Raw genomic sequence first — 15,071 nt, 5'->3', positions numbered from 1 at the left:
GTGCGCGCCTCCGATGCGGCCGACTCGCCGGCACCGCAACGCGGTCGAGAACTGCACCGAGCGGCCCGAAGTGAGGCGCAGCATCGCCGCCCTCGCGCGTCACCCCGGGCCCGAGCGCCTCGGCTGCGGATTCACCATGATTCGCCGGACACGGCTTGGCAGGGGTGTCGTGGTCGCTGGCGGCGGGCGGGAGCAGGGGGCGGCGACCTTGTATCGGGCCTTGGTGGTTTTGGGTGCTGTTCACTTCAGCGTTTGCCTTGCGGAGGGTGGGCGGCGGGTGGGGTGCCGGGGAGGCGGGCGGCGGCGGTGGTTGCCAGGAGGCCGAAGGCCAGGACCCACCAGAAGGTGTCGGCGTAGGCCGAGGGGACGTCTGTTCCCCGGGCGTCCAGGCGGCTGTTCAGGATCACCGCGACCACCGCTGTGCCCACCGTTCCGCCCACGGTGTTGAGCAGGTTGAGCGCTCCGGACGCGCGTGCCAGGTGCGCCGAGTCGATCCGGCTGTAGACGAGGTTCATCACCGGCGCGCCGATCATGGCGGCGCCCAGCCCCCGCACCAGCAGTGCGCCCGCGATGACGGCGTACGGCGGGTCGTCCGCGAGCTGGGTGAAGGGCGCGGTGCCCAGCACGACCAGCGCCAGCCCCGTCAGCACCAGCCTGCGCGGGGGCGTGGCGTCGATGATGCGCTGCACCAGCAATGACCCTGCGACGGCGCCGATGCCCTGCGGCGTGAGCAGCAGGCCCGTCTGGAACGCCGACAGGCCGTCGCCGCTCTGCAGGTACAGCGGCAGCAGGAACATCGTCCCGAACACCGCGGCGCCGAGCATGAGCAGCGCCAGCGCCGCCGCGCCGAGCGGCGGGCGGGCGAACATCCGCGGGTCGATCAGCGGCACGCCGGACGTGCGCAGGCCGTGCACCGCGAACCCGGCCAGCATCGCGAGGCCGGCGAGCACGGCGGCCGGGGCCGACGCGGACGCCCGGTCGCCGTACATGGTGAGGCCGAACATCAGCAGGGCCAGGCCGGGCGACATCAGCACCGCGCCGCGCACGTCGAACGGGACGCCCCGCGCGGACGGCGGCGGTGCGGGCACATGGCGGCGCGCCAGCAGCAGCGCGGCCAGGCCGACCGGCAGGTTGACCAGGAACAGCCACCGCCAGTCGGCCACGGCGAGGACCGATCCGCCGGCGAGGGGGCCCAGCACCGGGGACAGCAGCGGCACCACGCCCACGACGCTGATGAGCCGGCCCGTCCGGTGGGGGCCGGCGACCCGGGCGAGCAGGGCCTGTCCGGTCGGCGGGAGCAGCCCGCCGCCGAGGCCCTGCAGCACCCGGGCCGCCACCAGGCTCGGCACCGACCAGGCCAGCGCGCACAGCGCCGATCCGGCCAGGAACACCGCCACCGCGGCCAGCCAGGTCCGGCGGCCGCCGAACCGGTCCGGCAGCCAGCCGGACGCGGGCACCGCGGCGACCACGGCGAGCAGGTAGGCCGTGGTGACCCAGTGGATCTCGGTGACCGGTGCGTCGAACTCCTCGGCGAGCGTGTCGACGCCGACGGTGACGATCGTGCCGTCCAGGGTCGCCATGAACGTGCCGAGCACCAGGATGAACGCGGTGCGCAGCAGGGACGCGTCGATCTTCGTCGCGCCGTCGTACCCGCCGCTCACCGCGTGCCCTGCAGGCGGGCGAGGACGGCGGCGGCGTCCTCGCCGAGGGTTCCGGCGCGGGCCAGCTCCCGGACGGCGCGCAGCAGGTCGTCGGCGAGCCCGCGCACCTCGGCGGCGGTGAACAGTTCCGCCTGGTAGCCGAGGACGCCCGTCCAGCCGCCGCCTTCCGGCATGACGGTCACGGTCAGGGGGTGGTGCGTCGTCTCCCGGAACCGGGTCCCGGTGACGGTCAGCCCGGGGGCGGGTTCGCGGAGGGCGTCGGGATCCACCGGGTAGTTCTCGAACACCACGAGGCTGTCGAAGAGCCGGCGCCGCCCGGTCATCCGCTCCAGGTCGGCCAGCGCGACGTGCTGGTGCTCGATCATGGCCTGCTGCCGGGCCTGCAGGTCGGCCAGGGTCTCGGCGAGCGTTCCGGTGAAGCGGGCGCGCACCGGCACGGTGTTGGCCAGCAGTCCGATGATCTCTTCGACGCCGTCCACCTCGGGGGTGCGGCCGGAGACCATGGCGCCGAAGCACACGTCGCGGCGGCGGGAGCGCGCCGCGAGCACCGCCGCCCACGCGCCCTGCAGCATCGTGTTGGGGGTCAGCCCGTGCCGGGCCGCCGTCCGGGTGACCGCGGCGACCAGGTCCGCGTCGAACTCCAGCAGCACCGGTTCCGGGTGCCGCCGCGCCACCGGCACGGCCCGCTCGTCGCCGGTCAGGTGGTCGCCCTCGGGCAGGCCGTCGAGCTCGGCGCGCCAGGCGGCCAGGTCGGCCTGCTGGTCGCGGGCGGCGCGCCAGCGCAGGTAGTCGGCGAACGGGACCGGGGCGGGCAGGGCGTCGCCGGGTGCGCGGCCGCGCACCCGGGCGGTGTAGCACGCGAAGAGTTCGGCGAGCATGCGCGGCGCCGACCAGCCGTCGGACAGCACGTGGTGGCTGGTGAGGACGAGTTCGGCCCGGTCGGGGCCGCGCCGGATCACCGTCAGCCGCAGCGGCGGCCCGGCGGCCAGGTCGAACGGTTCGGCGAGGTCGTCGGCGAGGATCCGGTCGACCCGCCGCTGTTGTTCGCCGGGATCGGACAGGTGGGACACGTCGATCGCCCGGCGGTCCGGGCGGGGCTCGGCGGGCAGCACCTGCACGTTGTCCAGCCCGGGGGCGACGGGGAACACCGCCGCCAGGTTCGGGTGGCGTTCGAGCAGGTCGGCGCCGGCCGCGTGCAGCGCCTCGACGTCCAGGGCCCCGGCGAGGGAGAACGTCGACTGCACGGTGTAGGGGTCGGGTGCGTGCAGGGCCCGCGCCGCCCGGGAGTGCCGCAGCATCAGCTGCTGCAGCGGGGACAGCGGCAGCACGTCGGCGATCCGGTGGCCGCGTTCGAGGGCGTCGATCGCGGCCTGGTCCAGGCTGACCAGCGGCAGGTCGGAGGGGGTGAGCCCGGCCGCGGCGAGCACGGCGGGGTCCGCCAGCCGGGCCAGGGCGCGCCGGAGCCGGTCGGCGAGCGCCGCGATCTGCGCCTCGGTGAACAGCGCCGCGGGCCAGGTGAACCGGATCCCCAGGACGCCGCCGTCGCCGCCGGAGCCGTCGTCGCGGGCCAGCGCGTTGATCATCAGGCTGTGCGGCAGCGGCAGGTCGTCGCCCGCGACCGAGCCGAGCGGCTGGGCGTCCGGCGGCGGCTGCCAGGCGGTCTCCGCACCGGGGGCCGCGGGGAACCGGCCGAGGTAGTTCCAGCTGATCTCCGGTTCCGGTGCGTCGCCGAGCTCGCCCGCCGCGGCGAGGACGCCGTGGCCGAGGCCGTCGCCGTGGGCGCCGAGCTGCTCCTTGACCGCCTTGAGCGCCTCCGGGAGTCCGGCGTCGCCGGGCGGTTCCACCAGGGCCGGGTAGGCCGCGGTGAACCAGCCGACGGTCTGGGACAGGTCCACCGGGCGCGCCCGGTCGGGGGTGTGCGGCGGGCGGCCGTGGCTTTCGAGGGTGACCAGCAGCCGCGGCCGGCCGCCGCGCCAGTCGCCGACCGCGGTGGCCAGCGCGGTGAGCAGCACGGTGTCGGGGGTCGTGCGGTAGGCGGCGGGCAGGGCGGTCAGCAGCGTCCGCGTCACGTCGGGTTCCAGCCGCATCTCGTGGTGGACCGCGGTGGCGGCGGTGTCCCGGGCGGGGTCGCGCGGCTTGTCGGTGAGCGGTTCGGCCGCCGCTTCGGCGATCCGCCGCCAGTGCGGGAGCTCCGCGCGCCGCTGCTCCACGGCGGCGCGCAGCGACCGCGCCCAGGAAAGGAAGGACTCCCCGTGCCGCGGCAGCGCGGGAACGGCGGCGCTCCCCCGCCCGTCGGCGGTGGCGGCGTCGTAGGCGTGCGCGATGTCGTCGAGCAGGATGCGCCAGGACACGCCGTCGACGATCAGATGGTGCGCGACGAGGGCCAGCCGGCCGGGCCGGGTCGGGCCCGCATCGACCCACACGGCCTGCAGCAGCGGTCCCGTGCGCAGGTCCATCCGGGCGCGCGCGGCGGCGATGCGGGAGTCGACCAGTGCACGCAGGTCGTCGCCGTCCTCGGCGCGTACGTGCGTCAGCACCTGCGCGGCGGTGACCGCGCCCGCCGGCGGGATGCGCAGCACCGGCTCGGCCGCCCCGCCCGGGTGGGCGAGGCGGGCCCGCAGCACGTCGTGCCGCTCCAGTACCGCGTCGAGCACCGCCCGCCACACGGCCGGGTCGCCGCCCGCCGGGACGCAGATCTCGGTCCACTGGCAGAAGCCGTCGGCGGCCGCGCCGGCCGCGGCGCAGCGGCGCAGCAGGTCGCGCATGACGGGGGTGAGCGGCGCGTCGCCGACGGCCGGACCGGCCGAGGCGTCCGGGGCGGCGCCGCCGTCCGGGCCTTGTGCGCGCGCCGCGATGCCGGCGACGGTGCGTCCCTCGAAGACGTCGCGGGGGCTCAGCCGCAGCCCGTGGCGCCTGGCCCGGGAGACCAGGCGCAGCGACGCGATGCTGTCCCCGCCGACGTCGAGGAAGTCGTCGTCCAGGTTGACCTCGGCGGTGCCCAGCACGTCGCGGACGACGCCGAGCAGGACGGTCTCGGCGGGGGTGGCCGGTTCGCGCGCCGGGGTGGCGGCGCGCTGCTCGGGGGCGGGCAGCGCGTCCCGGTCCAGCTTGCCGGAGGGGCCCAGCGGCAGCCGGTCGATGACCACCAGCGCGGCCGGCACCATGTGGTCGGGCAGTTCGCGGGCCAGGTCGTCGCGGACCCGGTCGGGGTCGAGGTCGGCGCCGTCGACCGGGATGACGTAGCCGACCAGGCGGCGGTCCCCCGGCCGGTCCTCCCTGACGATCACCGCGCAGGCCCGGACGTGCGGGTGCCGGCCGAGCACGGTCTCGATCTCCGCGAGCTCGATGCGGAACCCGCGGATCTTGACCTGGTGGTCGGCGCGGCCGAGGAACACCAGCTGCCCGTCGGGCCGCCACCGCACCAGGTCGCCGGTGCGGTACATGCGCTCCCCGGGGCCGCCGAACGGGTCGGCGACGAACGCCTGGGCGGTCAGGCCGGGCTGGCCGACGTAGCCGCGGGCGAGCTTGGGGCCGGCCAGGTACAGCTCGCCGGTCACGCCGGCGCCGACCGGCTGCAGTCCGCCGTCCAGGACGTAGGCGCGCACGCCCGGGTCGGGCCGCCCGATCGGCAGCGGCCCCGCGTCGTCGGGCTCGTACCGCCAGGTCACCGAGTTGACCGTGACCTCGGTGGGCCCGTAGGCGTTGAACAGCGCCCGCCGGTCGCCCCACCGCCGGGCCAGTGCGGGGTCGAGCCGCTCCGCGCCGACGACGAAGAGCACCTCGGGGTCGACGGTCAGGTCGTCGGGCATCGCGGCCAGGAACGACGGCAGCAGGTTCACGCCCGTGACGCGGTGCTCGGTGATGTAGTCGAGCAGCTCGTCGCCGGGCACCCGCACCTCCTCCGGCGCGATGACGGACGTGCCGCCCGACAGCAGCGGCACCATGGTCTGCCAGAAGGCCACGTCGAAGCTCGTCGAGGCGAAGTGCAGGTACCGGTCGTGCTCGGTGACGCCGACGACCTCCTCCTGCAGCGCGACCAGGTAGGGCACGCCGCGGTGCGAGACCGCGACGCCCTTGGGGCGGCCGGTCGTGCCGGAGGTGTAGATGACGTAGGCCAGCGCGTCCTCGGTGAGGCCGCGGCGCGCCCCGGCGGGGTCGGCGTCCCAGGTCTCGGGGCCGTCGAGGGCGGCCGGGTCGTCCAGCCGCAGCAGGGGGACGCGGCGTTCGGCGGGCAGCCGGCCGCCGAGCCGGTCCAGCGCGTCGCCGGTGGTCACCGCGGCGGCGGGCGCGATGTCGTCGATCATGTACGCCAGGCGGCCGGGCGGGTAGCCGGGGTCCATCGGCACGTACACCGCGCCCGCCTTGAGCACGCCGAACAGCGCCACCACCATCTCCACGTCGCGGCCGAGCAGCACCGCGACCGGGTCCTGGGGCCGGACGCCGCGGGCGATGAGCGCGTGCGCGAGCCGGTTGGCCCGGCGGTCCAGCTCCGCGTAGGTCAGGCCGCGGTCGCGGCACACCACCGCCTCGGCGTCGGGCTTGCGGCGCACCCACGCGGCGAACTCCTCCAGGCAGCCGCGCCGGGGCCGGGCGGGCGCGCCCCCGTCGCCGAGGCGCAGCAGGCGGTCGCGTTCGCCGGGGTCGAGCATCGGCACCCGCGCCACCGGGCGCGCCGGGTCGGCGGCCATCTCCCGCAGCAGGTTGCGCAGCCAGCGCCCGTAGCGCCGCACGGTGTCCTCGTCGAAGGCGTGCGGCTGGTAGCCGAGGCCGACGGTGATCTCGTCCTCGGGGATGACGATGACGGTGAGCGGGTAGTGCGTGGCGTCGGTGATGTCCACGGCCGCCAGGTCCAGCCCCGGCGCCAGGGTGGTCCGCCGCCTGCTCGACAGCGGGAAGTTCTCCATCACCAGCATCGTGTCGAACAGGTCGCCGACGCCGGCGGCGCGCTGGATGTCGGGGAGCCCGACGTGGTGGTGCTCGGCGAGCGCGACGTTCTGCGCGTGCACCTCGGCCAGGACGTCCGCCACGGTGTCGCCCGGGGCGTGCCGGACGCGGACCGGGATGGTGCCGCCGAACTGGCCGATCATCGTCTCGACGCCGTCGATCTCGGGGGGACGGCCGGAGACCGGGCAGCCGAAGAGGACGTCGCGGCGTCCGGTGAGCCGGCCGAGCAGCAGGCCCCAGGCCGTCTGCAGCACCGTGGTCAGGGTCACGCCGCGGGCGCGGGCCAGTGCGCGCAGCCGTTCGCTGAGCTCGGCGCCCAGGGGGACGGTCACCCGCCCGGGCCGCTCGATCCGGGTGTCCGCGGTCGCGCGGGCCAGCCGGGTGCCTTCTTCGACGCCTGCCAGCGCGTCCTGCCACGCCTGCAGCGCGGCCTGCCGGTCCCGGCCCGCCAGCCACCGGAAGTAGTCGGCGGGCGGGCGCCCCTGCGGGGCCGCGGGGCCGCCGCCGAGCTCGGCGTAGATCGCCAGCAGGGAGCGGCCGACCAGCGGCATGGACCAGCCGTCGAGCAGGGCGTGGTGGTTGGTGATGACCAGCCGGTGCTCGCCGGGGCCGAGCGTGCACAGCAGGAAGCGGATCAGCGGCGGCTCGGCCGGGTCGAACGGGCGGTCCAGCTCCACCCGCAGGTGCGCGTCGAGCCGGTCGGCGCGTTCGCCGGGGTCGCAGGAGGACAGGTCGACGTGCCGCCAGGCCGGGTCGACGTCCGCGGGCACCACCTGGACGACGTCGCCCGCCGCCGTGGCGGCCAGGTGGATGCGCAGTGCCGGGTTGCGGTGCAGGAGCTCCCGCGCCGCCGCGGCCATGCGTTCGGGGTCCAGTTCGCCGACCAGGGACATGACCGCTTGGACGACGTAGACGTCGGTGTCGTCGTCGCCGCGCGCCATCGTGTGGAAGGACAGCCCCACCTGCAGCGGCGTGGCGGGCAGCACGTCGGCGATGCGGCGGCGGCGTTCGAGGGCGTCGATGTCGGCCTGGTCCAGGGCGACCAGGGGCAGGTCCGAGGGGGTGAGGCCGCCGCCGTCCGGCCCGATCCCGGCCGCGTGCGCGGCGAGGCCCGCCAGTGCGGCCTCCCAGGCGCTCTGCAGGCCGGCCACCGCGTCCGCGTCCAGCACCCGTGCGGCGGCGGTCCACTCGACCGCCAGCCGCGGGGCGTCCCCGCCGTCGCCGGGCTCGTGCACGAAGCAGTTGAGCGCGAGCACCTGTTCCAGCGCCTTGCCGGGCGGTTCGATCACCGCGAACGCGTCGCGTTCGGGGAGCCGCCACCCGGTGCCGGGCAGCGGGGCGAACCGGCCGAGGTAGTTGAGCAGCACCTCCGGTGGCGGCGCGGCCGCGAGTTCCGTCCGCGTCACCGGGTCGAGGTGGCGCAGCACCCCGTAGCCCACGCCGCCGCCGGGGACGGCGCGCTTGGCCTCCTTGACGGCGCGCAGCAGCCGCCCGGCGGCCACGCCTCCGGCCAGGGCGTCGACGAGGTCGTGTTCGGCGCGCACCGTGTCGGCGGGCACGCGCACCGGGTATTCGCTGGTGAACCAGCCGACCGTGCGGGACAGGTCGGTGCCGGCGGCGAGCTGTTCGCGGCCGTGGCCTTCCATCATGACGGTGAACTCATCCTGCACGGGCAGGCCGCGGCGCCTGCGCCAGTACCGCAGCGCCAGCACCAGCGCGGCCAGCAGCACCTCGTCGACCCCGGCGCGGTAGGCGGCGGGCAGCGTGGTGAGCAGCGCGGCGGTGACCTCGGGGGCGGCTGTCGTGGTGGACCGCGCGGCCGTGGCGGCGGTGTCCCGCGCCGGGTCCAGGGGGCGGCGGCCCAGCGGGCGGCAGGCGGGGTCGACGGGGCGGCGCCAGTGGTCCAGCTCGGCCCGGCGGGCGCCCGTCTCGCCCTGGTCGGCGAGCAGCGTGGCATGCCGCCGCCACGACGTGCCGGCGGGCGGCGGGTCGGCGGGGCGTCCGTCGCGGGCGGCGGTGCAGGCGGCGTGCAGGTCGGGCAGCAGGACGCGCCAGGACACCCCGTCGATGACGAGGTGGTGGGCCGCGATCACGAGCCGGTCCGGCGCCTGCTCGCCGGTGCGCAGCAGCGCCACCCGCAGCATGTCGCCGGTCTGCGGGTCGAGGGCGGACGCCAGCCGCGCGGCCAGCGCGGCGGTCTCCCCCTCCCCCGCCTCGGTGACGATCCGCGCGGCCTGCACCGCGCCGCGCGGGCGGACCTCCAGCCGGTAGGGGCGGTCCGCGGCGGCGTCCACGCGCAGCCGCAGCGCGTCGTGCCGGTCCAGCACGGCCTGCACGCCGGCGACGAGGTCGGCCAGGGCGAGCGGCTCGTCGACGGCGAGCGCGGTCCACTGCGCGTACCCGGCGATGTCGCGGACGTCGGGGTGCGGGTCGAGCAGCGCGCGCACGATCGGCGGCGCGGGGACCGGGCCGACCGGGTCGTCGGGGGCCGCGGCCGAGGCGGTGCGCTCCTCGGCGTCCGCCGCGATGGCGGCCAGGGGGCGCCGGGAGAGCAGGTCGCGCGGCCGGACGTCCAGGCCGTGCGCCCGCAGGCGGCTGCTGACGCCGATCGCGGTGATGCTGTCGCCGCCGAGGGAGAAGAAGTCGTCGTCGGCGCCGGCGCGTGCCAGGCCGAGCACGTCGGCGACGGCCGTGCACAGTGCGCGCTCGCGTCCGGTGCGCGCGCCGCGGCCGCCGCCCGCACCCCGGGCGGCGGGCAGCGCCGCACGGTCCACCTTGCCGTTGGGGGTCAGGGGCAGCTCGTCCAGCACGACCACGGCCGCCGGGACGACGTAGCCGACCAGCCGGGCCGGGCCGCCGTCGGTCCGGACGGCCGCGGCGGCCGCGCTCACCCCGGGCAGCGCGCCGAGCGCGGCCTCGACCTCGCCGACCTCCACCCGGTGGCCGCGGATCTTGACCTGGCCGTCGTCCCGGCCGAGGTACTCCAGCCCGCGGCCGGGCACCCAGCGGGCGAGGTCGCCGGTGCGGTACATCCGCCGCCCCGGGCCCGCGAACGGGTCGGCCACGAACCGCTCGGCGGTCGCGCCGGGCCGGTCGAGGTATCCGCGGGCCAGGTGCGGCCCGGCCAGGTACAGTTCGCCGCGCTCGCCGGGCGGCACCGGCCGCAGGCCGTTGTCGAGCAGGTAGACGCGGGTGCCTCCCAGCGGCAGGCCGATCGTGGGGTCGTCGCCGCCGATGCGGGCGGTGGTGCTGTCCACCGTGGCCTCGGTGGGGCCGTACATGTTGCGCGCCGCGATCCCGGACGCGGCGACCCTGCGCCACAGCGCCGGCGACGTGGCCTCCCCGCCGAGCACCAGCAGCGACGGCCGGTGGCCACGGTCGAGCAGGCCGCCGTCGAGCAGGCCCGCGTCGATCAGCGGGGCGGCCATCGACGGGGTGGTGTCGACCACGTCGATCCGATCCCTGGTGTAGGCGGCGAGCAGCGCTTCGGCGTCGCGGGCCAGGGCCGCGTCGTACAGGTGCAGCTCGTGCCCGCACAGCAGCCACAGCAGCTGGTCCAGGGCGGAGTCGAACGCGAACGAGTAGGTGTGCGCGGCGCGCAGCCGCCGTCCCGCGGCCCGCTCCGCCTCGGCGACCACCGTCGCGCGGTGGTGGTGCAGCAGCCGCGCCAGCGCGCCGGTCCGGCCGAGCACGCCCTTGGGCCGGCCGGTGGACCCCGACGTGTAGATCACGTAGGCGAGGTGGTCGGGGTGCCGGGGGGCGGCGAGCTCGTCTGCCGCCAGCGGGCCGCCCGGCAGCTCGGCCAGTTCCGCGCGGGTGTCGGGCGCGTCCAGGCGGAGCCCTCCGGCCAGGTGCGCGGCGGCCTCGGTGGTGAGGACGAGGGCGGGCCGGGCGTCGGCGAGCAGCTCGCGTGTGCGTTCGGGCGGATGCGCCAGGTCCAGCGGGAGGAACGCGGCGCCGGCGTCCAGCACCGCCAGCAGCGCGACCACCAGGTCGGCGGAGCGGGGCAGGGCGAGCGCGACGACGTCGTCCGGGCCGATGCCCCGGGCCCGCAGCGCCCGGGCCAGGCGGTGCACGCGCTCGGCCAGGTCGCGGGCGGACAGCCGGTCCGCGCCGTGCACCAGAGCGGTCCGGTCGGGGTGCGCCGCGGCCAGCTCGTCCAGCACGGCGGGCACGTCGCGGGGTGCGCCGGGCGGGGCGGGGCGGGCCCATTCGTCGAGCAGCCGCTTGCGCTCGCCGGGTCCGATCAGCTCGACCCGGCCGACGGGGGGAGCGTCCGGCGCGGTCAGCGCGGTCACCAGGCGGTGCAGCTCGGCCGGCTTGCGGTCGACGCCCGCCTGGTCGTGGGTGCGGGCGTCCACCTCGAACCCCAGCAGCAGGCCGCCGTCCGGGGTCGGCAGGACGCTCAGGCCCATGTCCTCCGGCGGCCCGCCCGCGACGTTGCGCATCACCCCGCGGGCGCCGGCGAAGTCCAGCGCGAGGTCGAACACCTTGAGGTTGACGCCGCGTCCGTGCAGCAGCGCGCCGGCGCCGGGCACGCCCAGGTCCTGGGGCAGGTTCTCGCCCCGGTACCGCTGGTGCGCGCGCATCTCCCGCATCGCCGCCGCGACCCGCCTGGCCAGTTCCCCCAGCCGGTCGCCGCCGCGGACGGCGACCCGCAGCGGCAGCACGTTCACCGCCATGCCGGGCGTGCGCAGCTCCGAGCCCGTCCGGCACATCAGCGGCAGCGCGAACACCACGTCGGTCTGCCCCAGCCGGCGGTGCAGGAACGCGGCGTAGCAGGCGATGAGCGCCTCGCCCCAGGTGACGCCTTCCGCGTCGGCGAACGCGCGGAGCCGGGCGAACTCCTCCGCCGACACGACCGCGCGGGCGCTCAGCGTGCGGTCGGCGGGGCCGGGCGCCGGTTCGGCGCCGGACCCGAGGTCGGGCAGCGGGGTGAGCCGGTCGAGCCAGTACGCGCGGTCCCGCTCGAACTGCTCGCCCGCCAGGTAGGCGCGGTCGGTCTCGACCAGGTTCGCGAACGGGCCGAACGGCGACGGCGGTGCGGGGGCGCCGGTGGCCAGCGCGGTGTAGTGCGCGGCCGTCCGGCGGGCCAGCATCGCCGCGGTGTAGCCGTCGAAGACCAGGTGGTGGCCGAGCTGGGTGTACCAGACCTCGCGCTCGGACAGGCGGATGACCGTCTGGAAGAACAGCCTGCGGTCCACCATCTCGCGGGCGGCGCCTGCGGCGCGGCGGCGCTCGGCGGCGACCAGCGCGGCCGCGGCCGCGGCGGGGTCCGGTTCGGCGGACACGTCGACGATCTCCGGCGGCCCGGGCGGGTCGCCGATCACCTGGCGCGGCCCGTCGGGAGTGTCGAACACCCGCAGCCGCGGGCTCTCGGCCTCGGCCGCGGTGGCCCGGATCGCCGCGGCCAGCAGCCGGGCGTCGACGGGCCGGTCGCCGGCGATCTCCACCACGTCGCCGACCAGGTAGTAGGGCGAGTCCGGCTCCAGCCGCTGGGCGTTCCAGATGCCGAGCTGGGCGCTGGTCAGCTCCAGGGTCGGGCCGGTCGCCGACGGGTCGGCGGGCGGGCGGGTCTGGTGGCGGACGGTGCTCAACTCACACTCCTGGAGACTGTGGGAAGGTGCTCGTGGGTGAGGTCCGGGACGGCCATCGGGGTGCCGCTGACCGGGTCCGGCACGACGACGCACGGCAGGTCGAAGACCTCGCGCAGCAGCGCGGCGTCGACGATGTCGGCCGGGGCGCCCTCGGCGACGATCCGGCCGTCGCGCATGGCGACCAGGTGGTCGGCGTACCGGCAGGCCTGGTTGATGTCGTGCAGCACCGCGATGACGGTGCGGCCCTCGTCCCGCAGCCGCGCGAGCAGCGCGAGCAGGCGGTACTGGTGGGTGATGTCGAGGAACGAGGTCGGCTCGTCCAGCAGCAGGTACTCGGTGTCCTGGGCGAGCGCCATCGCGACCCAGGCCCGCTGCCGCTGCCCGCCGGACAGTTCGGCCACGGGCCGGTCGGCGAGGTCGGCGACGCCCGCGGTGCGCATCGCCTCGGCGACCGCGTCCTCGTCCCGCTGCGACCACATCGCCAGCGGGCCCTGGTGCGGGAAGCGTCCGCGGGCGACGAGCTGGCGGACCTTGACGTCGTCGGGGGCCAGCGGGTCCTGCGGCAGGAACCCGAGCGTGCGGGCCAGGGCCTTGCTCCGGTAGGAGGCGACGTCCCGACCGTCGAACCGCACGCTGCCCTCGGCCGGGCGCAGCAGCCGCACGAACGCGCGCAGCAGCGTCGACTTCCCGCAGGCGTTGGGGCCGACGACGGCGGTGAAGGCGCCGTCGGGGACGTCCATGCTCAGCCGCGTGGAGACCACGCGGTCCCCGTAGCGCAGCGTGAGATCCTGGGCGCGCAGCCGGGCGGCGCGTCCGCTCGGCTCGGTCATGGTCGCCTCACTTCCCGGGTGAGCAGCCAGAGGAGATAGCAGCCGCCGATCGCGGTGGTGACCACGCCGACCGGCAGCGACACGGGCGCCAGCAGCGCCTGGGCGGCCAGGTCGGCGGCCTGCAGCAGCACCGCGCCGGTCAGCGCGGCGGGCAGCAGCGGCACCCCGGGGGCCCGGGCCAGCCGGCGGCCGATCTGCGGCGCGGCCAGCGCGATGAACGCGATCGGCCCGGCCACGGCGGTGACGGTCGCGGTCAGGCCGACCCCGGCCGCCGCCATCAGCAGCCGCAGCCGCCGCAGCCCGACCCCGGTGGCGGCGGCGACGGCGTCGCCCAGCGCGGCCTGGTGCATGGCGTGGGACCCGGCCGCCATCAGCGCCAGGAGCACCGCGATGGTCCACAGCGGGATCGCCAGGTCGGCCCAGTCGACGCCGTTGAGCGATCCGGCGCTCCACCCCACCGCGGCGATGGCGACCTCCAGTTCGGCGCGCAGCACGATCCAGGAATTCAGCGCCGTCACCACCGCGTTGACGGCGATGCCGACGACGACCAGGCGCAGCCCGGACAGCCCGCCGTCCATCGACAGCAGGTAGATGACCGCGGCGGCGAGCAGCCCGCCCGCCACCGAGCACACCGCCAGCTGCGTCGACGTCCCCGACAGCACGGTCAGCGCCACCAGCGCGCCGGTGTAGGCGCCGGCGTCCAGGCCGATGACGTCGGGGCTGCCCATGGGGTTGCGGGTGAGGTTCTGGAAGATCGCCCCGGACGTCCCGAGGGCGGCGCCGAACACCAGCGCGGCCAGCACCCGCGGCAGCCGCCAGTCCCGGATCACCACCTCGGCGTCGCCCGTCCCGGCCAGCGCGGTGACGACCTCGCCCGGAGCGGCCCACTCCGCGCCGTAGCACAGGCCGAGCAGGCCCAGGCCGAGCATCGCGGCCACCAGCGCCGCCGACAGCACCAGCGTCCGGCGTTCGAGGTGGACGGCGCGGCCGCCCGCGCGCAGCACGAGTACGCTCACGGCGCCCCCGCCCCGTACCGGCGGACCGCCCAGATCAGCACGGGCCCGCCGATGAACGCGGTCACGATGGCGACGGGCACCTCGCCCGTCGGCAGCAGCACCCGGGAGCCCATGTCGGCGAGCAGCAGCAGGACCGCGCCGAAGACCGCGGCGTGCACGGTCAGCCACGGCACCGAGCCGCGCGCCAGCGGGCGCACCGCGTGCGGCACGATCAGCCCGACGAACATGATCGGCCCGGCCACCGCCGTCGCCGCCCCCGCCAGGACCGTGATCAGCACGAGCGCGGTGGACCGGACCCGCGCGACGTGCACGCCGAGCGCGTGCGCCACGTTGTCGCCGAGCGCGACGGCGTTCAGCGCTCGGCCGAGCAGCAGCGCGCCGACGACGGCGATCCCGATCGCCGCCAGCGGCAGGGCCAGCGGGGCGCGTTCCCGGCCCGCGAGCGACCCGACCGACCAGAACCGGTACTGGTCGAACACGTCGGGAAGCATCAGCCGCATGCCGAGGGACACGCCCGACAGCACCGCGCTCAGCGCCACCCCGGTGAGCACCAGGCGCAGCGGCGAGGACCGGCCGACCGCGTACACCAGGGCGGCGGCCAGCACGGCCCCGGCCGTGGCGACCGCGAGTCGGCCGGCGGGGGCGGCGGCCGCCCCGAGCGCCGACCCCACGGTCATCGCGAACCCGGCGCCCGCGGTGACGCCGAGGATGCCCGGCTCGGCCAGCGGGTTGCGCGACAGCGTCTGGACGAGCACGCCCGACACGGCCAGCGCGGCGCCCACGCCGACGGCCAGCAGCGCCCGGGGCGCGCGCACGTCCCTGACGATCATCTGCTCGGCGGAGCCGTCGTAGGCGAACAGGGCGCGCACCACCTCGGCGGGCGCGACCCGGTGGGCGCCGACGCCGATGCTGACCACGGCCACGGCGGCGAGCAGCGCCACGCCCGCGGCGAGCGCGGCGGCCTGCCCGGCCGCCGCGCCCGTCCGCTCGGTTCGCCCCACTCCGGCCTCACGGCCCGCGGCC

5 protein-coding genes are annotated in these 15,071 nt (G+C 77.0%); all 5 read right to left on the bottom strand.

The features are described 5' to 3' along the window. Positions 1–245 precede the first annotated feature (245 nt). From ABD879_RS00515 to ABD879_RS00495, 5 genes are read right to left on the bottom strand one after another with little or no spacing between them, the layout of a single operon-like run. On the bottom strand, positions 246–1,661 hold the full coding sequence (locus tag ABD879_RS00515) for a DHA2 family efflux MFS transporter permease subunit (protein WP_345016245.1): 1,416 nt from the start codon (positions 1,659–1,661) through the stop codon (positions 246–248). After that, positions 1,658–12,202 (bottom strand): amino acid adenylation domain-containing protein, encoded by a 10,545-nt coding sequence (locus ABD879_RS00510; RefSeq protein ID WP_345016243.1) that lies wholly within the window; start codon positions 12,200–12,202, stop codon positions 1,658–1,660. The genes ABD879_RS00515 and ABD879_RS00510 overlap by 4 nt, the downstream gene beginning before the upstream one ends. Then, positions 12,199–13,032, bottom strand: coding sequence for an ABC transporter ATP-binding protein (locus ABD879_RS00505; RefSeq protein ID WP_345016242.1), 834 nt, complete (start codon positions 13,030–13,032; stop codon positions 12,199–12,201). Before ABD879_RS00505 ends, ABD879_RS00510 begins: the two co-directional genes overlap by 4 nt. Beyond that, entirely contained in the window at positions 13,029–14,048 is a 1,020-nt protein-coding gene (locus ABD879_RS00500) for a FecCD family ABC transporter permease (protein ID WP_345016241.1), read from the bottom strand. Before ABD879_RS00500 ends, ABD879_RS00505 begins: the two co-directional genes overlap by 4 nt. Continuing rightward, positions 14,045–15,049 carry a FecCD family ABC transporter permease gene (locus ABD879_RS00495; protein WP_345016239.1) on the bottom strand — a complete coding sequence of 335 codons (1,005 nt, stop codon included), beginning with the start codon at positions 15,047–15,049 and terminating at the stop codon, positions 14,045–14,047. Before ABD879_RS00495 ends, ABD879_RS00500 begins: the two co-directional genes overlap by 4 nt. Positions 15,050–15,071: the final 22 nt, after the last annotated feature.

This window comes from Actinomadura keratinilytica, assembly GCF_039539665.1.
Taxonomy (GTDB): Bacteria; Actinomycetota; Actinomycetes; order Streptosporangiales; family Streptosporangiaceae; genus Spirillospora; species Spirillospora keratinilytica.
The sequence above is the reverse complement of the archived record's forward strand: the minus strand, read 5'-3'. Positions and strand labels throughout refer to the sequence as shown.

What these genes read in the sequence shown, in the direction of transcription:
- ABD879_RS00505 (WP_345016242.1), bottom strand. Translation starts at nt 13,032, where the DNA reads ATGACCGAGCCGAGCGGACGCGCCGCCCGGCTGCGCGCCCAGGATCTC.